The organism is Elusimicrobium sp., from assembly GCA_015062115.1.
Lineage (GTDB): Bacteria > Elusimicrobiota > Elusimicrobia > Elusimicrobiales > Elusimicrobiaceae > Avelusimicrobium.
The window spans coordinates 216,808-240,986 of record SUVG01000001.1; the positions used below are offsets into that span (position 1 = coordinate 216,808).

Here is a 24,179-nt window from a genome sequence, read left to right on the forward strand (position 1 = left end):
TATATCCTATAGGATACAATATTTTTCCGTTTTTATTCATCTTTTTTTGGGGCTTGCGGAGCATTTTGGGTAGCACCTTGTAACTGCTCGATACTTTTAACAAACTGAGGATTGGTAAAAATTTGTTGAACAGTTTTGGCAAAGTCCGGGTTTTGCATATGCTTACTGACGACCCCGGCGATTTCCGGGTTTTGTTGCATCACTTGGGCCAAGTTCCCCCCGCTTAAGCCGGCTATATCCAATGCTTCCCCTTTGGAAGCGGCGGCCAGTTCCTTATTAAAGGCTTGCAGTTTTTCATCATCGGCAAAATCGGCCAAAATGGAGTGTATAGTGTCCACGGCTTGCTTTTCGGCTTGTTCTTGGGTAAGAGGTTTTTCTTCTATAAAATAGTCCGCTTTTGTTCCTTGGAACAGCACCGGAGCCGACACGGGTTCCGCACGCGGAGCAGCCAAAGAAACGGGAACATTTTGAAAGGTAAAGGCGCCTTCGGTTTCTTGGCGTTCCTGTTCCCATTGGGCCACTTTTTGCTGATAGAACTGATAGCCGCGGGCCGCGCCCATGAAAAGAAGCGCGGCCACCATAAGGGCTATCAAAGCGTAACTTGTTTTGGACATTATTGCCCCAATTCTAATAGTTCCACATCAAAAATCAAGGTGGAATTAGGCGGGATATTCCCCACCGGGCGATTTCCGTAAGCAGTATCGGCCGGACACACTACCGTGGCGCGGGCACCGGGTTTCATTTGCTGAACGGCTTTCGTCCAACACGGAATTACATCGGTCAGTTTAGTTTGGAAGGCCTCGCCGCGGTCGCGGGAACTGTCGAACTTAGTCCCATCGATTAAAGTGCCGGTATAGTGCACTTTTACCGTACTGTCCGCTTTCGGGTTTTTGCCTTTCCCGGCGCGGGAAAGTTTAATCATCGCCCCGTTATCCAAGGTTTTTACACCTTTTTCTTTTTGGAAATCAGCCAGGTATTTTTTTTGTTCGGCTTCGTATTTGGCGGAAATCGTTTTGGCATCATCTTTGTATTTTTGGATAATTTGCGGTTTGTATTTTTCCACATCGGTTTGCGGTTTTTTATGCAACAGACTATCGCGCATACCTTGGGAAAGGGCTTTATAATCGTCTTCGTTATCCAATACTAACTGATTTTTAAGATTATTGCCCAGCAAAAAACCCAACGAATACAACATTTTGTTGCGTTCGGCAGAGGCCTCCGCCGTAGTAGCCGAGGGCGTTTCTTGCGCAAACCCCATAAGCGGGGTTATCAACATAACAAGTAACAATAATTTTTTCATTTTTTAACTCCTATCTGTTTTTCAAATATGCTTCCATACGGCGTACAATCTGCTCGGCAGATTGTTCCCCCACGCTTTGCATGCTTCTGCGCAAAGAATCTTCCGCACGGGAAGTACCGGCCCGTTCGTACACATTAAAACGGGCGAAAGTTACCCCTTTTTGCGCTTCCTGCAAACTGACCGCCGCACTGCTGGAAACCCAAATTAAGCCTTCCACTTTTTTAGAGTGATATCCGTCCACTTCGGTTTGAATTTTAACCACTAAAAGTTTATCCGGGTCGGTTTCGTCCACCACGCCCAGTCCCATTTGGTTTAACGCGTCCACCACATAAGTAACCATTACTTCGCTGGCCATACCTTCCACTTCTACCGCTACCAATACGGCAGCCATTTTTTCTTTTAACACATCTTTATAAGGCAGGAAGGTTTCCGGGCTGAAAGGTTGACGGGTAGCCGACAGGAATTGGTAGGCTTCGTCCACAGCCAAACGGCGCGCCACCAGCGGTTGCATACGGTAAGCGATTTTCAAATCGGCCATCGGGTCGGCAGGATTGGTAAATTGAGCAGCCAAACCGGCAAGCATGCCGTCCAACTGTTTCAAAACGGGTTCTAAAACGCGTTGGGCTTTTTCGCGAGAAAGAACGGCCAGAGCATAGTAGTGCTTGGAACCGGAGTCCTTATCCCGCCATACTTTATCCACTTCGGCATTGGCCATTAAATCGGTCAATACTCCTTGCGCTTCGGCGTCCGGAGCGTTTTGCATAATTTCCCGGCGCATATTATCCAGCGCGTTTTGGGAGGCTTCCGTTTCCGTCATACCTTCCCCGGCCACTACATAATATTTGGCAGAATTATACTGATTGGTTTTGTAACTAACCGTATTTTTATTCATACCTGCGCAGGCACATAACCCCAAAGCGCAGACAAGTAAAAATATTTTCTTCATTTTCCCCTCCTAATAAGCCGTCCGGTGGTGCAAAAATACGCGGCCGCCTTTCGGCACAAACACATTTTCAAAGGTGTGTTCTCCTATTATATTACCATATCCGTCGCTAAACAACAGGCGGATATTTTGATTACCCGGAGCCACAAAAATACGGGTCATGCGTACTTCGGCAGGTAAAGTAAACCATTGGCGGGTGTCCGCTTTTTCGGTAACGGCACCAAAGATGTTTACCAACAAACGCGCCAACTCCCCGATACCTTCGTCTCCTGTGGCCTCCGTCATAGCGCGCCCGGCTTGTACCGAGGCCACTTGTTTTACCACCGCACGGGTGGCACTTCTAAACAAAATGCCGGGTCTTTTTTCTTGCAGATCTAAATGAGCGGCCGCTGCAAAATCGGCTACTTTTTGAGTGTAATACCGCTGGCCGTTTGCCTCCGCCCACGAAGTACTTACCTGATAGGGGGTTTGCTCCAAAATGGGGGCGGAAATGCCCGCGGAACGGCCTACCATAGCGGTTAAAATGGCGTTGTGTACTTCGGGAGCTACCACTCCGTGCCCTTCTTCCGGATATGAAGCATAACTGACCAACTCGTTCCAACTGAGCATAAAAGTAGCCGTCTTTTTTAATGGGAGAAGTCCGTTATAGTGAAATAAAATAATTTCCCCCCAGTCCTGGGCATCTTGCGGAACATAAAATTCGGGGGCGGAGACTTTCAAATCTTTTCCCAAGCGTTCGTAGGCTTTCAAAGAATTGGTACGGGCAATGCGTGCAGAGGACAAGTTCCCTTCCGATTCAAAAATCAAACTGGCAAAATACTGCACAAAGGGGTCGTCGTTATAGCCGGAAGATTTACTGCCGCGCAAATGATCCAAGAAAAAAACCGCTTTGCGCGCTTCTACCGCGGCAGAAGATATTTTGTTTTGTTCCAAAAAGTTCATCGCCCGAAAGAAAAAAGTAAGGGCTTGCTCGTAAGAGGCAACCGTATAGGGAGCGGTTAAATCGTTAATCAAAAGCGTCCCGGCCGTGCCGGAAATGCTTTTGGCGGTATTTTCGTTAATATGTTGCTGGGCGGAAGAAAACAGGATATCGCTTTCATAAGGTTGGTGAGAATCGTGCAAAACTAGGGCTTTATCCAAATAAAACAGGGAAGCGTCCCTCTCGGAATAGTGTTTTTCTTTGGCTTGTTCCACACGGGCTTGGGCTTCCTCCATTTTTTGGGAAGCCAACATACTTTGTACTTCTTTTTTGTAACGCAAAGAAGGCGCCGTACACGCGGAGCATAACAACACTAACCCCAACAAATATACGCGCGCCTTCATAAAGTGTTCCTACCAGGTTACTTTACTGTGTTTTACATATTTTTTGATTTGTTTTTGACCGTTCCAAACGATTTGGTTGGTTTCAATATCAATTAGTTTCAAGTTGGTTTGATAGAATACCAGGGCTTTGCTGCCGGATTTATCCACCACGGAGTTCAGCACACCGCTGAGCATATAATCGGCTCCTACTTCTTTGCCGAAGGCTTTGCGGGTGGCTTCGCTGGCAAATTCATCTTGTTCCAAGCGTTCGGTGCGAAGATCACCGCGTTCTTCCGAAGAGGCAACAAAGTTCACTTTGCCCGAATTGATAAGAGCGCGTTGCACTTCTTCTATAAACACGGAAGTATTGATGTGTTCCATGGTTTTATTATTAACCGTGCCGACAATAACGGTGGGTTCTTTGCCGTAACGGGTGGTAAACTTGTTATACCAACCGCTGGCTAAACAATCGGTAATCATTTCTTGGGCAACCATTTGGGCATCGGTATCGTTCCAACCGCCGCTCACATCTTTTATTAAATTAGTTTCTACGCGTTCTACACTGGTACTGCACGCGAAAAAAAGCGGAGCAACCAGCAAAACAACTAAAAGTTTTTTCATTGTTTTTTCTCCTTATAAACAGATACTCTTATCCTAGCATATTTCCTACAACAATTCAGGCATTTTGTCAGGACGGCACAAACGGCTTTCCTGCACTATCTTTTCGGCATAAGAGCAGTCCACCCAGCCTTCCTCAATGTGTACTTCAAACCAACTGGGGCGCACCCGGTGGCGCACCTTCAAAATATTTTGCTCCATTTCATAAATATACTCATCGCAAGACAAAGCCCCGCTGCCTTCCACAGGTTGGCAGGTAAAACCGATATCCAGGCGGGATAAGTCGGGCATATACATACCGTAGCGGGCTTTGAAAGATTCTTGCAAATAAGCAATTTCCTTTCCGCGCTCTAACGCTTTTTTAGCCAATTGAATAGTTCGGCTTTTTTGATATCTGGGCCACCCCAGTGCAATGGAAAGAGCAAAAGATACAAGAAGTGACAAAACTACCCACTTCACAAAACCGTCTTCCTGTAAAAACATAAGGGCTCCTTTTTATTCTTTTTTATTATTCTACCGTTTTTAGAGCCGGAAAAAAGCCTCTTTTTTTACCTTTTATATTTCCGGTGCGGCAGAAAATGTTATACTATTATAAAATTTAGGGATTTTTGCCTCCATGCCGTGAAGAACGGACATTCTCCCCCGTGAGATAGCGCCAACTGGAGGCAGAAAGTCCGCGTTCTTCCGCGCCTTCGGGCGCGGAGGGGGCGGCTTCTTTTAGGATGGTTGGCGCTATCTATTAGAAGTCCGCCCCTTTTTTACTATGGGCGGCCGGAAATAATATATGCCCCAACCCTACCACAAACTATTATCGCTATTCCAACAAATAGAGGCGGATTATTGCCGATTGGAAAGAAAAATCGGCCAGTTAAAAAATGCACTCCCTTTTTATTCGACCCTGCCGGAAATATTGATTAAAAGTGTTAAACGGCAACAACTATTATTAGATACATTAAAGCAAGAATCCCTATCTCCCGATTCCTTACCCGATCATACGCTCTGCGAGAAGCAAAAATAAATCCATAAAATTCCCCGCGGCCGACAAAGCACGCGGGGAAGTAAAAGAACGGTTCCGGTTTATTTGCCGGTGCGGTCTTTTTTATCGCGATAATGCGTATGTAACAGTTTGTGCGCCACCGGGCCGCCGATTTTATCTAAAATCTTCCCGTAGAGCGCTTGTACACCGCTGTTATCTTGCGATTTGTAGGCCAGTTCCGTATCTTCCTGATACAGACCTTCCGCGCGTACTTTGCGGGGAGCCCAACCGTCAAACTGAGGCTGACCGGCCCCGGCCACACAACCGCCTTGGCAGGACATCACTTCGATGAAATCGTAGTGGTTCTTGCCGGCTTTGATATCGTCCAAGAGTTTGCGCGCATTTTTAAGGCCGCTGACGACCGCCGTACGAATTTGGATATCGCCGATGGTAAGCGTTTTTTCCTTAAATACTTTGCTTTCGCGCAAGCTGGTAAATTTCACGCTACGAGCCCCGGCCGGATCCAATTCGGCAAGCGCATAGCGAAGGGCGGCTTCCATTACACCGCCGGAAGCACCGAAGATAACCCCGGCACCCGTTTTATAGCCAAACGGCATATCAAACCATTCGTTTTCCAAGTTGGCAAAGTCGATACCGGCTTCTTTAATCATGCGGGCCAGACCAACCGTGGTCACTACATAGTCCGTATCCGGGTTACCGTTTACATAAAATTCACCGCGTTTGGCTTCCGATTTTTTAGCGGAACACGGCATGACGGCTACCACCACCAAATCTTCGCGTTTGCCGCCTTTTTCTTCAAAGTCGGCTTTCAAGATGGGGCCCATCATTTGCATCGGGGAGCGTGCCGTGGAAAGGTTGGGGATAAACTCCGGAGCGAATTTTTCCACATAGTTGACCCACGCAGGGCAGCAACTGGTAAATTGCGGCAAGTTGGTTCCTTTTTTGAAGCGTTCCAAAAATTCAGTGGCTTCTTCCAAAATGGTCAAGTCTGCGGTGAAGGCGGTGTCGTACACATAGTCAAATCCTAACATGCGTAACGCGGTAGCGATTTTACCGTCCACATTTTTGCCCTGGGGCAAACCGAACATTTCACCCAAGCCCACACGCACGGCAGGAGCAATATGCACGGCCACTTTTTTCTTCGGGTCGTTAATGGCTTTGAAAACTTCTTCGATTTCCGAAGAATTGGGCATCAACGCACCGGTCGGGCATACGCGGGCGCATTGTCCGCAGGATACACATTCATGGCTTTGGCCGAGTTCTTTGTTAAAAGCGGTGGCAATTTTGGAGCGGAAACCGCGGAAGGCAAAATCAATCGCGCCGATGCCTTGCACTTCGTTACAAATACGCACGCAGTTACCGCACAAAATACATTTGCTGTGGTCGCGCACCAAGGCCGGGGAGGTTTCGTCTTTATGGCTATCCAATTTTTTGGACTTAAAGCGAATTTCCGTTACATCCATATCTTTGGCCAACTTCTGCAATTTGCAGTTGTTAGATTTACTGCAGAGGGTGCAGTCGTGATTGCCGGAGGAGAGCAAAAGTTCCAGGTTGATGCGGCGTAATTTGCGGATTTCGTCGCTGTTTACGCGCACTTTCATACCGGGTTTAGGGGCAACTGTACAGGAAGCCACAATCCCCATACCTTCCACTTCCACCAAGCACAAACGGCAAGCCCCATAGGCTGCCAGTTCGGGGTGATAGCAGAAAGTTACGATGTTAAAATTAGCCTTACGCACTAATTCTAACAGATTTTTTTCGCCTTCGATGGCAACTCTTTTTCCTTCAATAGTTACAAAATTTTCGTTTTCCATAATATGCTCCCGTGGTTATGCGCCCGTTACAACCGCGCCGAATTTACAAGTGGATTTACAGCCGCCGCATTTGATACATTTTTTGGCATCAATCACATGCGGCTTGCCGACTTCACCCGTAATGGCTTGCACCGGGCAAGCGCGTTTACACATACCACAGCCTTTACATTTTTCCGGCACGATTTCGAACCGGGCCAGGGCTTTACATACACCCGCCGGGCAGCGTTTTTCCACTACGTGAGCGAGGTATTCTTCTCTAAAATGTTTCAAGGTAGAAAGCACCGGGTTGGGGGCCGTTTTACCTAACGCACACAAGGACGCTTTTTGAACGGCTTTGGCCAAATCTTCCAAGTTTTCAAGCGTTTTTAAGGTAGCGCGGCCTTCTACAATGTCGTTTAACATGGTAAGCATTTGTTCGGTACCTTCGCGGCAGGGAACACATTTCCCGCAAGACTCGCGTTGGGTAAATTCCAAGAAGAAGCGGGCCACGTTTACCATACAGGTTTTCTCGTTCATAACCACGAGCCCACCGGAGCCCACCATGGCACCCGCGGAGCGCAAGGAATCGAAATCGAGCGGTAAGTCCAAATGTTCTTTGGTCAAGCAACCGCCGGAAGGCCCGCCGATTTGGGCCGCTTTGAAGGAGTCTTTATTAACAGTGCCGTCATCGTTGGTGGTTCCGCCGGCTACTTCGTCAATCACTTGGCGAAGAGTCGTACCCATGGGCACTTCCACGAGGCCGGTGTTGGCAATGTGCCCCGTAACGGCGAAGGTTTTGGTGCCGGGGCTGCCCAAGGTACCGATTTTGCGGAATTCTTCGGCCCCCATTTCCAAAATTTTGGCTACGGTAGCCAAAGTTTCCACGTTGTTGATGACGGTGGGTTTACCAAAAAGACCGTTTTGGCTGGGGAAAGGCGGTTTGATTTTCGGCATACCGCGTTTTCCTTCCACGGAAGCGATAAGGGCGGTTTCTTCACCGCACACGAAGGCTCCCGCGCCTTCCATTACATTGATTTTGAAATCTTTGCCGGAACCGAAGATATTTTTGCCCAAAAGGCCCAATTCTTCGGCTTGTTTAATAGCGGTGCGCACGCGTTCAATGGCAAGCGGATATTCCATGCGCACATAGATATACCCTTCGTCCGCACCGATGGCACGCGCCGCAATCATCATACCTTCCAACACCGCGTTGGGGTTCCCTTCCATGACGCTGCGATCCATAAAAGCACCCGGGTCACCTTCGTCGGCGTTACAAATTACATATTTTTTCGGGCCGGGTTCAATGCGGGTTAAATCCCATTTTTTACCGGTAGGGAAACCGCCGCCGCCACGACCGCGCAAGCCGGACGCTATCATTTCTTTGCAGACTTCTTCGTCCGTCATTTCGGTATAAGCACGTTTAGCCTGGGCATAACCGCCGTGAGCAATATATTCGTTGATATCTTCGGGGTTGATGCGGCCGCAATCGCCCAACAAAATGCGTTTTTGTTTGGAGTAGAAAGGAATTTCGGCTACCGTTTCCGCTTTTTGGTCGTTAGCGGGATTGTGATAGAGCAAGCGGTCAATTACTTCGCCTTTCAAAAGTGTTTTTTCTACGATTTCAGCCACATCTTCGGGTTTTACTTTGGTATAGAAAATATCACCCACGCTCACCAATGGCCCTTGCGCGCAGAAACCGCGGCAACCGCTTAAACTTAAATAATTTTCGTGGCAATCTTTTGTGATTTGCAAGCAAAAGCCGATTTTGCGTTTTTCCATTTCTTGTTGGAAAGCTTCATATACTTTCATGGAACCGCCGGCAATACAACCCGTACCGCCGCAAATAACCACACGACCCGTAATTTTTTTATACGCCTCGTTATAATCTTTGGCGATTTGTTCGATATTTTTACTTGCCATTGTTAGCCTCCGAAGCGATAACCGCATCAATTAGTTCCACTGCTTTTGCCGGGGTAATTTGCCCATGCACCACATCATCAAGAACGAGTACCGGCGCCAAGCCGCACGCACCCAAACAAGATACGCATTCCAACGTAAACATCATATCTTCGGTCGTGTCTTGGCCGTCTTTCAATTTTAATTTATCTTTTACGGTATTGATGACAAAAGAAGAACCTTTTACGTGGCAGGCAGTTCCGTTACATACTTTAATAATATGTTTCCCTTTCGGGGTAATGGCGAAGTGCGCAAAGAAAGTGGCTACTCCAAAAACCTTAGCGGGAGAAATTTCCAATTCGTTGGCAATAAAGCGCATAATATCCTCGGGTAAAAAGCGATAAGCATCTTGCACTTTTTGGAGGATGGGGATTAGTTTGGAACTATCGTAGTCGTGGTCTTTTAAGATCTGCACGGCAGGTTTGAATCTGTCTGTCATAAGTTCTCCTATATATGTGGTAAAACGCACAGCATAACAAACTGCGTACGGCAAAACAACAACACAAAACTTTATTTGATTATGAAACAAAAAACGGGAACCGTTTCTTCCATTTTATCTTCTTCTAAAAACGGTGTCAAGGCAGGGAAAAAACTAACGCATCCAACCGTTTGTGTGGCGATAATAAAAATAGTTACGCAAACCTTGGTTCAGGCGGTCATACCAATGAGGGTTCAACTCAAAAATTTCGGGGATAGCAAACATACCGTCAAAACCTCGCTTATACAACGCCTGCGCCATGTATGTTAATTCGGGATAGGCCGAGGCCGCTATAATAACGCCTTTGTATCCCCGAGCACGCAAGGTCTGCACCACATGATATCCGCCTCCTCCGGGAACATGCAAGTCGGACAAGATAACATCAAAGGTTTCTCTCCCCACGCGCATATCGTCAAGCAAGTTGGCGGCATGGGCATATGTTTTTACATAATGTCCCTTAAATAATAGTTTTTCTTGGTAAGATTCTTCTATCGCCCATAAAAAACTTTGGCGGTCGTTTAATACCGCAATTTTGAGCCCTTTGGGAACCAGTTGGGTCGGGTTTTCTTTTTTGAAAAAATTACGCCAAAGCTCAAAACGGTTAGCGGTGGGGTCATGCAAATAAAATTCCTCCACTTTCAAAACGCGGTCTGTGCGGGAATCGGTAGGGAACAAATCTAAAAAGGCCCCTTCCATTTCCGGAGCCACTACGGACAGGGCATATCGTAAATATTTTTTTATCCGCATAAATACCGGATCTGTTTCTTCAACAGACAGAGACAAAATATTTAATTCGCGGCTCAGTGCGGAAATTTTCTCCAACCAATACTGTTTTTCCTGTACGGAAAGTTCTCTTCGTTCCGAAGGGCGAGATTGATAATACAAAAGGCCGTCTATCTCCGCCTTAAAAGCGCGGGTCTTTTCGGCCAAGTCGGCATATTTGGTAAAAATAATTTCTTTTTGTTTGGCAGTGGGAGCAACGATACCCAACTTCATATTTTCCAAGCGGGGTACCGGAAGAGCGGCAAACACATTATGTTCCAATTCATGGCGTTCCAAGGCAACAAAGCCGCCGCTTAAAGCAGGGTTTTTGCCGGAAAGCAAAATTTTCCCTTGCACCACACGCAACTGCTGTGCGCTGGCTTGCTTGAGGGCTTGTTCCAATACCCCTTGGCCGGCCAAGGCTTTGGCCGCATGTTTTGCGGGAAGACTTTGGGCCAAACAAGGAAGGGCAAAGCAAATTAAAGAAATATACAAAACGGAACGCATTTTTGCTCCAATATTTTAAGTTCTTATTTTAGGATACAAAAGCAAGAAAACGGGAACAAGGGCCAAAAGACCTATAAAATTTTAGGAAGGGCCTAGAGGAAGATTAAAAGAAGAATAAAATAACCACCCATGAGCACAAGCCCCGTCGGCACGGCAACAGCCGCCCACTCACGGCTTTTGATTCCCAATTTTTCGGCGGCCACAATGTTGGGCAGGTTCCCTTGTACCAACATACTTCCAAATGCGGCAAGGCCGATAACCATATAAATCAAATCGCTCGTGGAAATGGTGGGAACAATTTCAATAGCGGCCAAGGTGGCATTATCAATGATAACGGAAACGGCATTGGCCAAAAAAAGTACTTTCCCGCCCAAATGGGTAATGGTGCTCTGTGCCAAAGGACGCAACCCTGCGCTAATCAAATTAAGCGCGGCCACGAACATATAAATGTGCCAGGTGCGGCGCAAAACGGAAGCGTAAGTTTCTTTATCTTCGCGAATATGCATACGCAAGGTAGTCCCTGCGTTGCGGGCATAATAACCGGCGGCTACGGACAGGAGCAAAATGGCCGGGGAAATCCACCAAAAGAAATGGCGAAGCAGGAAAAAGAAATCAGCATTGTGCGGCGGGCCGGAAAGAGCTTTGCTGATAGTTAAACCCATGGGTTCCGCCAACGGAGTCAGCACAGCACCCAAACCGATGGCATAACAGGCAAAAACGGTAATACGAATCGTGGCGTTTCGCTCTAAGTTTACTACTTTCAACACTTCGGCCAGCACCAAGGCAGAAACCGTTACGCTGACAAGAGAAGAACTCATGCCCAACAGGAAAATAAGCGCCGCAAAACTGTACCGCGGTTCCAAACGCCTAAAGAAAGCGAACAAGACTCTAAAAATATAACGGGAATAATTATTGAAGATAACGCTGACAACCAATACAATAAAAGCCACATTTACGGGGAATTGGAGCGTTTCATAAATCAAATCTACACTCCACCCGCCGCTAACGGTTACAGCCGCCGCGCCGATACCCAATAAAAAAAGTTCCAGGTGGCTTTCCACCCAACGCGAAACAAGCGGCCAAACAAGTAAGTTTAGGGCCACTATTCCTAATAAAATATTCACCCACAACGGGGTTTGGGTAGCTAGGGTCGTTTCCACTGCCTATATTGTAGCAAAATAGAATTTCTAAAATAAATTTTATTTATTCAAAATCACTTTCTGTTTAGGGGTGGAAATATAGTAAAATAAAAATATCAAGTTGTTATATTAAAGGAGAGTAAAGCATGAAAAAAATTATCGTATTTGCTTTTGCGTTGGCTTTTGCCGCGTTGCCCGCTGCCGCCGCCAATGATTCCTGCGGTTGCACCGCCGGAGATGTTACCTGCATCAACAACTGCACTTTGTCCAAAGTCAGCGCGTTGAGAAAAAACATTCAAGAATACAAAGAAGCCGCCGTGGCCAAAGTGAAAGCCGCCAAAGCCGAAGCCGAAGCCAAAAAAGCCGAAACGGACGCTACCAAAGAAGCCAAAGAAAAAGTAGCCGCCGCTAAAGCCGAAGCCAAAGCCAAAAAAGAAGAAGCTAAAGCCAAAGCAAAACAAGCTAAAGAAGACGCTAAAAAAGCCAAAGAAGAAGCCAAAGCGAAAGCCAAAGCCGCTAAAGAAGCTGCCAAAGCCAAAGCCGAAGAACAAAAAGCCGCTTTGAAACAAGCCAAAGCCGATGCCAAGGCCAAAGAAAAAGCCGCCAAAGAAGCCGCCGAAGCCAAAAAAGCCGAAGCCAAAAAGGCCGCTAAAGATGCCGAAGCCGCTTTGAAAGCCGAAAAAGAAGCCTGGAAAAACTTAGCCAAATAAGTTTTGCATAATAAAAACCCCCGCTTTTGGCGGGGGTTTTTATTTTCATTTGGGAACTTGATAAATTGTCGCTCCGGTCCCCTGGGGGGAGGGATTCACCCCACCGATACTTTTGCATAAGTATTCAGCCAAAACTTTTTTATTTGAATTGGTAACAATACACTGGTTAGAATTCACCCAAAACAGGGTCTGAAAAACAATAGGCAATTTTGCTGATTGAGCATGGAGCCGCGCTCCACCCTCCGGGCCTTCCAATCTGTAACGTAAATCTCCTACATAGAAAAAATTATCGGCCCCTTTGGTCGCACCGGCCGGAAGGCTGATATCTAAATCCTCAAAATTGTAACTATAGTCCCCATTTGCCATAAAATAAAGTCTTTCGGCATTTTCCACTGCGCGGGATACCACCAAAATTTCCGACAATCGGGCGCGGGCCACAGCCCGCTCATATTGCGGAAGTGCCACCGCAGATAAGATACCGATGATTAACACTACGACTAAAAGTTCTATCAAAGCAAAACCCTTTTTCATACAAAACCTCTTATAAACTGGTTTTCGGCAAGCAAACAACATTTTAATTCTTCCTGCCTGCTGATTAGGTACATTGTAAGAAAAAAAAACGGGTCAAGCCTTGGGCGAGAAACCCTCTTTTTTTACGGCTCCAAAAAAACAAAAAATCAGTCGCCCCAAGGCGCGTTTTATAAATTGGGTAATGGTGGGTTTAACGGCACAAAAAAAGGGGCGGAAAATTCCGCCCCTTTTTTCTTATAAAATTTTCTAAATAATGATCTGCTGAATCGCCATCACAATTAAAATCAGCCCGGCCACTAACTCCACCCGTTTGCTGACAATAGTTTTGGAAGTCTTTTTGCCCAAATGAAAACCCAACATAGTCAACGCAAAGGTAATCAGCATCAGGAAGATTATTTGCGGAAAGCAAGATTTGTCCATCGTTTCCACGGCATATCCTACCAGGAAAGCATTGAGCCCAAAGATTGAAGAAACTTTTACCATTTTGCGGTTATCATCGGCGTCCAAATCGCTGAAACTCGGCGATTTTTCAATAGATTCCATCATAAATTTAATTCCCAACAAAAGAAGGAACGCAAACGCTACCCAGTTGTGGGCGAAGTGTACCCAATCGCGAAAGAAAATAATACTGACTAAATAGCCCAGCGCAAAAAATAACCCGTTAAAACCGGAAAAGAAAAGCGCCATTTTAATGGAAAATACGTTCTTTTTTTCCAGGGTCATTTTCATAGAGGACATATTGGCACTTACCATATTGTCCACACAGATACACAAGAAAATAATTATTACCGCAATCATGCCCATAAACGGACCTCGCTTTATAAGATACCTGAATTCTAGCAAATGCCAAAGCCTTCAAGCAACAACTTAACACCAATTCCAATCAGTATCACGCCACCGAAGGTTTCCACTACTTTACCAAATTTTCGCCCCAACCAGGCTCCTAAATAGAAACCCGTCCAACTGGTAACAAAAACACTGGCTACCAAAGCCCCAATCGTCAGCCAAAAGGAAAAAGCACTAAACGCAAGCCCCATACCGACGAGGAGTGCGTCCACGCTTGTGGCAAAAGCAAGCACACACAAAGTTTTGAAAGAGTGCAACACACATTTTTCTTCTTCCTCTTTGGAAAAGGCTTCTTTTATCATTTTACAGCCGATAAACAATAAAATACCGAAAGCCAACCAGTGATCCAGCGTGCGGAGATATTTTCCCGCCTCCGTACCTAATAACCAGCCGAGCGAAAACATAACAAAGTGTGCAAAAGAAAACAAACAACTCACTTTTACGACATAAGAAGTGGGAATTTTTTTTCGGTAGCAACAGCCGGTAGCAATCGTGACGGCAAAATTATCCATGGAAAGCCCCAACGCTACCAACAGGGAAGATAGTATATTCATATAAATTATGATAACATTTTTATAGAGAGGAATTCATTTATGGAATCTTTAAGAGAGTTATACAAAATAGGTAACGGCCCTTCCAGCAGCCACACCATGGGGCCGCGCAAAGCCGCCGACGAATTTAATAAACAATTTCCGCAAGCCGCGTCGTTCAAGGTAACCCTTTACGGTTCTTTGGCCGCCACCGGCAAAGGCCACTTGACCGATTTTACTATCAAAGAAGCCTTCTACCCCAAACCTATTGAAATTTTGTGGAACCACTCCACCCTCATGCCCAAGCACCCCAACGCCTTGCGCCTGCAGGCCTTGGATAAAGCCGGGCATATTATCGGCGAGCAAGTGGTTTACAGTGTAGGCGGCGGTGCTATCCGCACGGACGAAACAATCGGGCAAAACATCAGCCCCGTTTATCCGCACCACTCCATGAACGAAATTTTGGAATACACCTCTCAAAAGAAAATGTTGTTGTGGGAATATGTTGAAGAATTTGAAGGCCCCGAAATTTGGGACTATCTAACCACCGTTTGGAATACCATGCAAGAAACCATGAAACGCGGGTTACAAAAACGAGGGGTATTGCCGGGATCGCTCAACTTGGAACGAAAGGCCCAACGCTATCTATACAAAGCCGAAAACTCCCCCCGCTATTTAAGACGCATGAACAACTTGTTTTCCTATGCGCTTGCCTGCGCCGAAGAAAATGCCAGCGGCGGCGTAGTGGTCACCGCGCCCACCTGCGGTTCTTGCGGAGTTGTACCTGCCGTGTGTCGCTTGATTAAAGAAATTTGCGAATTTGAAGACATCACCATTATCCATGCTTTGGCCACTGCCAGTTTGTTCGGGAATATGGCTAAAAGAAATGCTTCTATTTCCGGTGCAGAAGTAGGTTGCCAAGGCGAAATCGGCGTAGCCTGCGCCATGGCGGCCGCCGCCACCTGCCAACTGGAGGGAGGCGATAACCGCCGTATCGCCTATGCCGCGGAAATGGGTTTGGAACATCACTTGGGCTTAACTTGCGATCCGGTGGACGGGCTGGTGCAAATTCCGTGCATCGAACGCAATGCCTTGGCCGCCTCGCGCGCGTTAGACTGTGCCACTTATGCCTTAATGTCCGACGGAGAACACCGTATCTCTTACGATGATGTGCTCGCTACTATGATGCAAACGGGGTTGGATATGAACAACGACTACCGCGAAACTTCCCGCGGAGGTTTGGCCCGTTTTTTCAAAGAGAAATTGCTGCGACTTAAAAAGGGAGATAAAAAATGAACACATTGGAAGCCATTTACAAACGCAGAAGTATCCGCAAATTCAAAAATCAATCTATCGCCGAGCAAGATTTGAACACGCTTCTCAAGGCCGCCATGATGGCCCCTACCGCGCGCAACTGCCAAGAGTGGGAATTTATTCTTATTAAGAAACGCGAAACCTTGGAAAAAATCATGCAGGCACACCCGCACGCTCAAATGCTTTCTACGGCAGATTGTGCGTTAATCGTTTGTGCAGACACCAAACGCGAATATATGCCCGGTTATTGGACGGGTGATTGCGGCGCGGCCACGCAGAATATTTTGCTTGCCGCCACTGAACTAGGAATCGGCAGCGTGTGGTTGGGCGTTTACCCAAATGAAGAACGCATGAACGCGATTTCAAAAGTGGTAAATTTGCCCGAACATGTACTTCCGCTCAATGTAATTGCCCTGGGATACCCGGACGAAGAAAAAGACGAAGTAAACCGTTTTGACCCGAAAAAAGTTCACTTGGAAACTTGGTAAAAACGACGAAAAACTTCCTTTTTTGCGCAGATGCCTTTGCGTGAACGAACAGAAATTGATATAATATAGTATCGATTTACGGTGGATGTAGCTCAGTTGGTTAGAGCGCCGGTCTGTGGAACCGGAGGTCGGGGGTTCGAGTCCCCTCATCCACCCCATACTACACTATTAGGCCCTTCCAGTAATAACTGGAAGGGTTTTTTGTAATTTTGTTAAAATTATGAGGGGAGGTTTCAATATGACTTTTCAAGCCCAAAAAGTAAAACAAGATTTGATTCATTGGTTACAAGATATCTTCGCCAACAACGGCCCCACTTGCAAAGCGGTATTGGGGATTTCCGGGGGGAAGGACAGCACTATCGCCGCCGCTTTATGTGTGGAAGCACTAGGCAAAGAACGGGTGTTCGGGGTGTTAATGCCCAACGGCGTACAGCGCGACATCGAAGATGCACGCGCAGTTGTGAACCACTTGGATATCCCCCACTGTGAAATCAACATACAAAGTCCTTATCAGGATATTTTGCAAAACATATCCTCTCATACCTTGGTTTCGGAGCAAGCCAAAATCAACCTGTCCCCCCGCCTACGCATGGCCACGCTGTATGCGGTATCGCAATCTGTCAATGGACGAGTCATCAACACATCAAACCTCTCCGAAATATGGGTGGGTTATTCCACCCGATATGGAGACAGCGCAGGGGATTTCGCCCCTTTATCTCAATTAACCGTAACTGAATTAAAACAATTGGGGCATCTGTTAGATCTGCCGGCTTTTTTGGTAGACAAAACCCCGGAAGACGGTTTAAGCGGAAAAACCGACGAAGAAAAAATGGGTTTCTCCTACCAAGTACTGGATCAATATATCCGCACGGGCCGTTGCGATGACCCCCTACTGAAACAACTTATTGATAAACGCCACAACGACAATGCGTTCAAAAGAAAGCCCATGCCCTTTTTCCCTTATGACCCCAAGGCTTAAGTAGGGGATATTTTGACAAGATATCCCTTTTCTGCCACATCAGGATTCGCCGTTTTTTACTTTGAAAAGGGGTAAGCAGGTTCATCTTGATTTTTTATCTTCCTCTGCTAAACTATAAATATGAGAAAGAGTATCGGCCCTTTCATTTTTTTCTATTTATTACCCGCTTTTTTGTGCGGAATCCTTTTTTTCGCACCCGCGGATGTTTGTGCCTCTAGCTGGGGTTTATTAAGAGATTTAGAAAAGAAAGAAACCCAAACAAATACCCCCATTTATAAGTTCTATGCAATGAACTTCTACCTTACAAATCGCCCTATAACTTATGCTTTTTCAATAGATTATGGGGAAAAAACTCCGCCCGATACCCTCACAAAAGAATTACACCGTGCCACCCTTATGAAAAAAGTTGAAAAAAACTTTCAGCAGTGGCTCACCGAAACGGAAAAAATGATCCGCACAACACACAGAGAAGCAGATTTCGCCGATGTGTTGAAAATACTTGCTACCCACAAATTGAAATTAAAACCGGTAAAACAAGGCAAGCCGGACATTACTTTCCTCTTTTCCATATATCCGGGAGGCGGACTTTATAATAAGGATACCGATTATGGAATACGTATTCCCAATCCCTTTTATTCTGAAGAGCCGGAATATCAAAAAACGGATTATCTTCTTACGCATGAATTTGGGCATTTTTGGGGTCTGTCGGACCGATATTTTGAAGGGGCAAACAATTCTTCCGTAGAATATTCCACCTCGGGGGATATCAATTCCAAGGCCATCATGTCCGACGGGAAAGATTTCACTTGTGATGACATAGACGGGTTCATCAATGTGATGGATTGGCACATCGCTCAAATAAAAGGACAATTCCCCAAAAGAGCGCAACAAGGTTGGAAAGGTTTTTGCGAAAACAGATATTACAAAAACGCCCGCGAAATTAACCGCAAGGAACACTTCCTTGGACTCAAAACCATTTCGTTTAACAGCGATGGTTCCGTTAAGGAATCAAAAGAGGCCTCTTTGCCGAATTTTCTTTTTGGGGATTCAAAACTATTGTCCGTAGATTTGGAAGGAGTGCAACGCGTGCCGCTTGCCAAATCCGGCTATGTTGAGGTGGATTTCACGCAATTGCGCAATAATTACCGTGTAAAAATAAAAGGCGGAACGGCGGATTTTGTTGCATTGGAAAGCACCGCCCAATATGACGGAAACGCTTGGGCAGTGGACACTTCTCACTTCACTTGGGGAAGCGCCTATCAAGAAATTCTTCAAATAGAAAACAATCGTTGCGTGTACCGCAAATTAAACGGGGTATTTCAAAATTCCCAAATTATTTTTTCGGATTCTTATACACAGGTAAAGGCCGAAGGCGATTTTACGCTCAGAAAAGCCCCGAACGATCCTTTCCACCTCACATGGTCAGAAAATAAAAAGACAAATGAGCACGAAATCGGCGTTCGCAACAGCCGGGTTGACTATCGTTTTACCAATACGCAGGATATTCTTAATCATGAAGGTCTATCCCGATACCAACCGCTTTCTATCCATCAACGGGTATCTTCCCTGCAAACAGAAATTTCCCGCGCCGAGCAAACCTGCCGTTTCTTTGAAAGGTTACAATATTCCCTGCTGTAGTAAATCAAGCGAGGGCTCAATGCTCCCTCCCTACATAAGAGAAATCAGTTTAAGTTTGTTACGGAAAGTTTGTTGATGTACCTAACTGTGATTAGTGAAGATTTGTTTGCCCCCGGATATTTCGGGGGAGATTGATAAATGCAGAAAAACCTTAAAGGCCGTGACCGCTTTTCCTAAGACCTCAGCCCTCTTAATAACTCTTTTCGTTGGGTAGCAAGGTGTGTGCCAAAAAACTCCCCTACTGTTTTTTGCCAATTTTGCGCCCGTTGCCAAGCTTCTTGCGGCTCCGAGGCCCACCCTCCTTCGGGAAAAACTAATTTCAAATTATATTTTTTGGCAAGGGCCAGGCGGTTCTTCTCTGCCAAAACTTGCCACGCCGAACACTCCTCTTGCCGGTGGGCACAAAGGGCTTTATTATCCTCATCATAATCGCCGGTTAAGACGTAGGAATTTTCTATTCCGTCATGGGAATAAATAAAAATATGGCTGGCCCCGTTACAACGGCCATACATACACCTTTCCGTTCCGGTTTTTGCACCTATGGAAAACGGATATTCATATACCCAGCGGGTACCGTTTCCAACATCGGCAGACATTAAAACAACTTGGCTGTCCTTGTCTAAAATATAGAACAAGTAAGGGGCGCCATCTCTAACATGAACAAATAAGTCCATTCCGCTACTACCCTTTAATAAAGGTTTATAAAAAATCTTCTCGTTTAAGTTGTCTTGTTTTAATAAATGGGGATAAAGTTGCCTATCTTGTCCGGATATTTCGCGGAAATTTTCCTGAGGGATTAAATGCGCGACACACCGCTTATCCCCAATAACTTTAAATATATTTTGGGGGTTATTCAGGCGCACTTCCAATTGAGGTTTAACAGGGTTTCCTTTACAGTTGGCATATATCACACGCGCACCGCCCCTGTGTTGGTAGTAATCTTCCTGCTCGGCCATATAGCCGCCTTCGAAGGAACGGTTTTCCGTGCAAAAAGAGGGCATGTTAATATCCTCCTGCTGAGGGTCTGTTCCCCGGGTACGAAGCAACGCCACCATCAAACCGTCGGCATCATCGCAAGTCAATTCCGTACTTACATTCATAATAGAATCCTGCAAGCCGGATCCCACGGTTTTTTTCTTCAAAAACCGAAGCGAGTACATATCATCAAGGGCAAATGCATGACCGATTTCATGTATGATGGTTCTTCGTTGGCCATACGGGGGGCGGAGTTCTTCGGGATAGGCGGCCCATATGGTTTTAGATTTTAGTTTATAACAACCGCCGGCCCCGCCGCCACACTCTTTGCTAATTGTATCGGGCACGGTATAGTAAATTTTAATATCGGCCTCGGAAGGGGTATCTGTATATTGATAATTGGCAGGATTTGCCCCAAAACGAATCGCGCTCATAAAGGGGCGCAAATACTCTGCTTGTGCGGGGTTTTTTTCTAAAAGAGAAAGGACATTTTCAAACCACGCGGTAAAAGCCGTTTGGGTGTATAACACCAAATCAGATGAGATATGGCCCGCCCGATAGGCGTTATTTCCACGGTTGTGCCGTGCATCTGCTATGTAAACTTTTACGGGTTGTAATTGAATCAGTTTTCCCAACAAAGGGCCCTCATACTTCTCCAACATAACAAATGGAGCAGTAAAAGCGAAATTACTAAACAGAAAAAAGAAAAGAAATAAACTGATTTTTTTTACACTAATCATACGCTATCCTTCTTTTCTAATGCAAAACAGACGGTTAAGGGTTCAATCGTTTTAACACCGCTTCAAATTCTTCCGCAGGCAGCGGGCGGGCAAAGAAATAGCCTTGTGCCAAATCGCACCCGGTTTTGCGTAAAAAGTCGGCCTGTTGCTGGGTTTCCACCCCTTCCGCAATCACCTTTACTCCCAATGATTTAATCATAGAAACGGTGCCCTCAATCACTTTTTGCGCATGAAGATTTTGGGAAAACCCATTTAAAAATTCTTTATCCAGTTTAATACTGTCAAACTGCAAATTTTTAAGCACATTAAGTGAAGAATAACCCGAACCGAAATCGTCCATCGCCACGGAAAAACCTTCCCGGTGAAGTTCGCGAATTACACTTTGGGCGCGATCCAAGTTATTAAAAATCACGCTTTCGGTCAGTTCCACCTCAATCAGTTCGCTGGGCACACCGTGCTTGCTTACCAAACGGCGCATTTGGGAAATATAGCGGGAATCGTTTAAGTGAAGGCGCGAAAAGTTAACCGCCACCGGCACTTGAGGCAACCCCTGTTCCTTCCAAGAAGCCAGCATTTTTACAGCCTGTTCCAAAATAAACATATCCAAGCGCAAGATAAAACCGTTCTTTTCAAAAACAGGGATGAAATCGTCCGGACGCACAATTCCTTCTTCGGGGCGTTTCCAACGCACCAAGGCTTCGGCACCCATCATTTTTCCGGTAGAAAATTCACACTTCGGTTGGAAATAGATAGCAAAATCCCCACGTTGGAGGGCCTGTTCCATATTGCTTTCGATTTGTTGTTCACTCACCAAGCGTTGGCGATCCGAATCTTCATAAAAACGGCACTTATCTACCGATTGTGCTTTGGCAAAATCCAAGGCCAGGTGGGCGCGGTCGAGCATGATATAGAACGGGATTTGCTCTTTGATTTCATATACACCGAACGCCACATCAATCATCAGGCAGGAATCTTCCACCGTACAATCACGGCGGATTTCCGTAGCCAAATTGTTTAGGCGCGTGCGGAACTTGCGGCGGTCTTCGTATTTAAGAAGCAAAATAAAATTATCCGCTACCGAACGGCAAAAACACTCTCCTTCCTGCATATTTTGACGCAAAATACACGCCACGCGTTTTAATACCTGATTACCGCGTTCGTAACCGTGCAAATCGTTGATAACCTTAAATTTATTGATATCAAAAATAAGCAGTGCCGCCTGGCCATCTATAGCAGCTAATTTATCGGAAAAAATTTCGCACATACGGTTAAAATTATCTGCCCCGGTCAACTGATCCACAAAAGCAGTGGTAAATAACTGGCGGTTACTATAGGCGCGCATATGCAAAATGTAAAACAGAAGCGCACAAAAGACTACAAAAATAGACACCACCAACAGGAAGGATAGCCCCATAAGTTGATGTGCTTGGTGTTCCACAAATTCCGTAGGCAACACAGAAAGCATATACCAACCGTTGGCTTCCAGCGGAATAAAGTGTAAAAAGCGGTGCGCCCCGTTTAAGCGGTAACTGACCAAGGAGTGTTCCCCTTTTTGCATAGCCTGGCGCAGTAAATCTACTGAGTAGCCTTTTTCGAATTGGGCATAGGATAGTAAATCAAAGATATTGGCAAATTGCGGTTTTTTGCGGCCCAAAATGGGAGTACCGTCCTGCAAGGTAATATAGGAGTAACCTTCGTTCCCCATAGCCGCTAAGGACAAAAGCGGGCGGTAACGTTCCGTTTCCTGCAGGGCAAACAACACCCCTACCATATTGCCGTGTTGATGCAGCGGCACAGCCTGAATCAGCACGTCGGCACCGTCGGCGGGGTCGGTTTGGCGGATAGATAAATAGCGGTCGGTTCGGCGGGTATTAGCCAGCAATCCCGTGATAAAAGACGGAGCAAACGCACGCGGAGCAGACAAGTACAATTCCCCTTTCTCCGTGGCTACACCCAACATTTTGAAAGAATTATAGTGGGTTTGGCGGCGCAGGAAATCTTGCAAGCGGTCGGGGTTTGCCCAAGGGTAAGTATCCTCTGCCGTTACGGCCAAAGATTCCAAAACCTGACGGTCGGTATCCAGCAAACGGTTAAAATCGGCGGCGGCCTCTTCCCCGGCGGAAGCCACATGCGTGCGCACATCTCTTTCCAGCACTTGGCCCACTTGTTGCCAATAAAGGGCCACCCCGCCGGCAATTATAATTCCCGCCAACAGGAAGAGTACAAAAAAGACTCTAAAGGAAATGCGTTGCACAAGCCCCCCTCGCGCGCGCCCGTACGGTAGCGCCCACTTTATTATATAACATTATGGGAAAAAATAGCATTTTTAAACCCCCTATCATTAAGGATAGGGGGTTTAAAAACTTTATTTTCTATTCACACACAATATTACGATACCTATAGGTGGCTCTCTTTTCACAAGTTAATTTTACCATTTCTTGTTTACATTCGATAAAAGACACCGCAGTAGAAGTCTTATACCATTTTCCGTTCATCATGCTTGCTCCCATTCCGCAATCTACACTTGGTAATGAAGGCATCTGGTGACAAATATATCCCGTTTTACCGGAAGATTCACATTTCGCTTCAGCATCTGACTGACGGAGGCCGGTTTTGTTGCAAGAGGCAGAAGCTCCGCTTATCCCTGTCCTACTCCAATCTATTGTATTGGACCAACCGCTATTTGTGGAACAACTATAATAAACTGTTTTACCGGTTACCCAACTCCCGGTTGTTCTTTTATCTATACAAGTATGATAATTTCCCGTAATAGAATTACAAGAAAATTTTTCCCCTGTTCCATTACAGGTATCACTCGTTTCCGTTGTGCTCGATACAGACTCACTCATAGAAGAAGATTGAAATTCATATTGGGTACACGATACTGTGGAATCAGCAGAGCAACTTCTCTCCTGATGGTAAAGCCACACACTATAGGGCGCATTCGTTACAGTCACCCACTCCCCTGCCGTACAGCCAGCAGGTTCTTCTGCTGTACAAGTATTGGAAACCTCATATTCGCAATCGGAATTAACTGTATAAGAAATTTTTCCTGTTTGACCGGCAGGGCAATCTTCTTCGTAAGGTTGTTTGGTACAGGTCGGTTCTTGAAGTTCTTCCCCCGCACAAGCCGTTCCCTCGTCATAATCTGCCTTGGCAATCAGTTCACTGCATAACGGATAGTCTTTATTTAATTTCAAACACTCCGACTCCGTTCTGTTTTCACAGCAAATGCGGCCGTCCGCATAAGACGGCATTTGTAATTCGTAAGCGTATTTGCCTTTGCTCGCGGCTTTTATGCCTGTCGAAGTTAATGAATAAGAAAAATTTTTACTTTCCGTAGAAGGCAGAATATCCCTTAGTTTGGAAGAGTCCAACAAATAGTCTTTATCTAGCGCACAGCGTTTTTCCTGCTCCGTACGCACCGCCGCCATCAGTTCTTCCGCTTCCGTCGTTTTACGGGTTTCCACAATTTTGTTAAACTTGGGAAGCACCACGGCAGACAATACCCCGATGATAATTACTACTACCAAGAGTTCCGTTAATGTAAATGCTTTTTTCTTTTTATTCGTTCTCATAATTATTTTCCCTCACAAAAAATCGTTAAAAAACACCTACTCAAATAAATTATAC

At 45.9% G+C, this 24,179-nt stretch carries 21 protein-coding genes, 1 tRNA gene and 1 pseudogene; 5 read left to right on the forward strand and 18 right to left on the reverse strand.

Annotated features, from left to right (window positions below; genetic code table 11):
- Positions 1 to 32 precede the first annotated feature (32 nt).
- The 15 genes and pseudogenes from E7027_00990 to E7027_01060 all read right to left on the reverse strand — a co-directional run bounded on the left by E7027_00990 (position 33) and on the right by E7027_01060 (position 14,436).
- Positions 33 to 614 carry a hypothetical protein gene (locus E7027_00990; GenBank protein MBE6420714.1) on the reverse strand — a complete coding sequence of 194 codons (582 nt, stop codon included), beginning with the start codon at positions 612 to 614 and terminating at the stop codon, positions 33 to 35.
- Positions 614 to 1,300 carry an FKBP-type peptidyl-prolyl cis-trans isomerase gene (locus tag E7027_00995; GenBank protein MBE6420715.1) on the reverse strand — a complete coding sequence of 229 codons (687 nt, stop codon included), beginning with the start codon at positions 1,298 to 1,300 and terminating at the stop codon, positions 614 to 616. The genes E7027_00990 and E7027_00995 overlap by 1 nt, the downstream gene beginning before the upstream one ends.
- Positions 1,301 to 1,310: 10 nt before the next feature.
- The gene (locus E7027_01000; GenBank protein ID MBE6420716.1) at positions 1,311 to 2,246 is read right to left on the reverse strand and encodes a hypothetical protein; all 936 of its coding nucleotides are present in this window, start codon (positions 2,244 to 2,246) and stop codon (positions 1,311 to 1,313) included.
- Between the two features lie 9 nt (positions 2,247 to 2,255).
- Positions 2,256 to 3,566 (reverse strand): hypothetical protein, encoded by a 1,311-nt coding sequence (locus tag E7027_01005; protein MBE6420717.1) that lies wholly within the window; start codon positions 3,564 to 3,566, stop codon positions 2,256 to 2,258.
- 9 nt (positions 3,567 to 3,575) lie between these two features.
- A complete protein-coding gene (gene lpoB / locus E7027_01010) occupies positions 3,576 to 4,166 on the reverse strand; it encodes a penicillin-binding protein activator LpoB (GenBank protein ID MBE6420718.1) in 591 nt (196 codons plus the stop codon).
- A 45-nt stretch (positions 4,167 to 4,211) separates the two neighbouring features.
- Positions 4,212 to 4,646, reverse strand: a complete 435-nt coding sequence (locus E7027_01015; protein MBE6420719.1) for a hypothetical protein — start codon at positions 4,644 to 4,646, stop codon at positions 4,212 to 4,214.
- 594 nt (positions 4,647 to 5,240) lie between these two features.
- Positions 5,241 to 6,974 carry a 4Fe-4S dicluster domain-containing protein gene (locus tag E7027_01020; GenBank protein ID MBE6420720.1) on the reverse strand — a complete coding sequence of 578 codons (1,734 nt, stop codon included), beginning with the start codon at positions 6,972 to 6,974 and terminating at the stop codon, positions 5,241 to 5,243.
- 15 nt (positions 6,975 to 6,989) lie between these two features.
- The gene (locus tag E7027_01025) at positions 6,990 to 8,873 is read right to left on the reverse strand and encodes an NADH-quinone oxidoreductase subunit NuoF (protein MBE6420721.1); all 1,884 of its coding nucleotides are present in this window, start codon (positions 8,871 to 8,873) and stop codon (positions 6,990 to 6,992) included.
- Complete coding sequence (locus E7027_01030) at positions 8,863 to 9,348, reverse strand: NAD(P)H-dependent oxidoreductase subunit E (GenBank protein ID MBE6420722.1); 486 nt, start codon at positions 9,346 to 9,348, stop codon at positions 8,863 to 8,865. The genes E7027_01025 and E7027_01030 overlap by 11 nt, the downstream gene beginning before the upstream one ends.
- Before the next feature lie 153 nt (positions 9,349 to 9,501).
- Positions 9,502 to 10,656 (reverse strand): response regulator, encoded by a 1,155-nt coding sequence (locus E7027_01035; GenBank protein MBE6420723.1) that lies wholly within the window; start codon positions 10,654 to 10,656, stop codon positions 9,502 to 9,504.
- A gap of 92 nt (positions 10,657 to 10,748) precedes the next feature.
- The gene (locus E7027_01040; protein ID MBE6420724.1) at positions 10,749 to 11,816 is read right to left on the reverse strand and encodes a DUF1646 domain-containing protein; all 1,068 of its coding nucleotides are present in this window, start codon (positions 11,814 to 11,816) and stop codon (positions 10,749 to 10,751) included.
- 449 nt (positions 11,817 to 12,265) lie between these two features.
- Positions 12,266 to 12,436 (reverse strand): annotated as a pseudogene (locus tag E7027_01045) (YafY family transcriptional regulator).
- Between the two features lie 114 nt (positions 12,437 to 12,550).
- Positions 12,551 to 13,078, reverse strand: a complete 528-nt coding sequence (locus E7027_01050; protein MBE6420725.1) for a prepilin-type N-terminal cleavage/methylation domain-containing protein — start codon at positions 13,076 to 13,078, stop codon at positions 12,551 to 12,553.
- A 204-nt stretch (positions 13,079 to 13,282) separates the two neighbouring features.
- The gene (locus tag E7027_01055) at positions 13,283 to 13,840 is read right to left on the reverse strand and encodes a hypothetical protein (GenBank protein ID MBE6420726.1); all 558 of its coding nucleotides are present in this window, start codon (positions 13,838 to 13,840) and stop codon (positions 13,283 to 13,285) included.
- 32 nt (positions 13,841 to 13,872) lie between these two features.
- Positions 13,873 to 14,436, reverse strand: coding sequence for a manganese efflux pump MntP family protein (locus E7027_01060; protein MBE6420727.1), 564 nt, complete (start codon positions 14,434 to 14,436; stop codon positions 13,873 to 13,875).
- Positions 14,437 to 14,475: 39 nt separating this feature from the next.
- Between E7027_01060 and E7027_01065 the strand changes: the two genes are divergently transcribed.
- From E7027_01065 to E7027_01085, 5 genes are all read left to right on the forward strand, one after another.
- The gene (locus tag E7027_01065) at positions 14,476 to 15,708 is read left to right on the forward strand and encodes an L-serine ammonia-lyase (GenBank protein MBE6420728.1); all 1,233 of its coding nucleotides are present in this window, start codon (positions 14,476 to 14,478) and stop codon (positions 15,706 to 15,708) included.
- A complete protein-coding gene (locus E7027_01070; GenBank protein MBE6420729.1) occupies positions 15,705 to 16,214 on the forward strand; it encodes a nitroreductase family protein in 510 nt (169 codons plus the stop codon). Before E7027_01065 ends, E7027_01070 begins: the two co-directional genes overlap by 4 nt.
- 81 nt (positions 16,215 to 16,295) lie before the next feature.
- Positions 16,296 to 16,372 (forward strand) — tRNA-His (locus E7027_01075).
- 80 nt (positions 16,373 to 16,452) lie between these two features.
- Positions 16,453 to 17,193 (forward strand): NAD(+) synthase, encoded by a 741-nt coding sequence (gene nadE / locus E7027_01080; GenBank protein ID MBE6420730.1) that lies wholly within the window; start codon positions 16,453 to 16,455, stop codon positions 17,191 to 17,193.
- A 396-nt stretch (positions 17,194 to 17,589) separates the two neighbouring features.
- The gene (locus E7027_01085; protein ID MBE6420731.1) at positions 17,590 to 18,831 is read left to right on the forward strand and encodes a hypothetical protein; all 1,242 of its coding nucleotides are present in this window, start codon (positions 17,590 to 17,592) and stop codon (positions 18,829 to 18,831) included.
- Positions 18,832 to 19,004: 173 nt separating this feature from the next.
- Here E7027_01085 and E7027_01090 read toward each other — a convergent pair whose 3' ends face one another.
- The 3 genes from E7027_01090 to E7027_01100 all read right to left on the reverse strand — a co-directional run bounded on the left by E7027_01090 (position 19,005) and on the right by E7027_01100 (position 24,124).
- Positions 19,005 to 20,546 (reverse strand): hypothetical protein, encoded by a 1,542-nt coding sequence (locus E7027_01090; GenBank protein ID MBE6420732.1) that lies wholly within the window; start codon positions 20,544 to 20,546, stop codon positions 19,005 to 19,007.
- Between the two features lie 34 nt (positions 20,547 to 20,580).
- Entirely contained in the window at positions 20,581 to 22,800 is a 2,220-nt protein-coding gene (locus E7027_01095) for an EAL domain-containing protein (GenBank protein ID MBE6420733.1), read from the reverse strand.
- Between the two features lie 118 nt (positions 22,801 to 22,918).
- On the reverse strand, positions 22,919 to 24,124 hold the full coding sequence (locus E7027_01100; GenBank protein MBE6420734.1) for a prepilin-type N-terminal cleavage/methylation domain-containing protein: 1,206 nt from the start codon (positions 24,122 to 24,124) through the stop codon (positions 22,919 to 22,921).
- Positions 24,125 to 24,179: the final 55 nt, after the last annotated feature.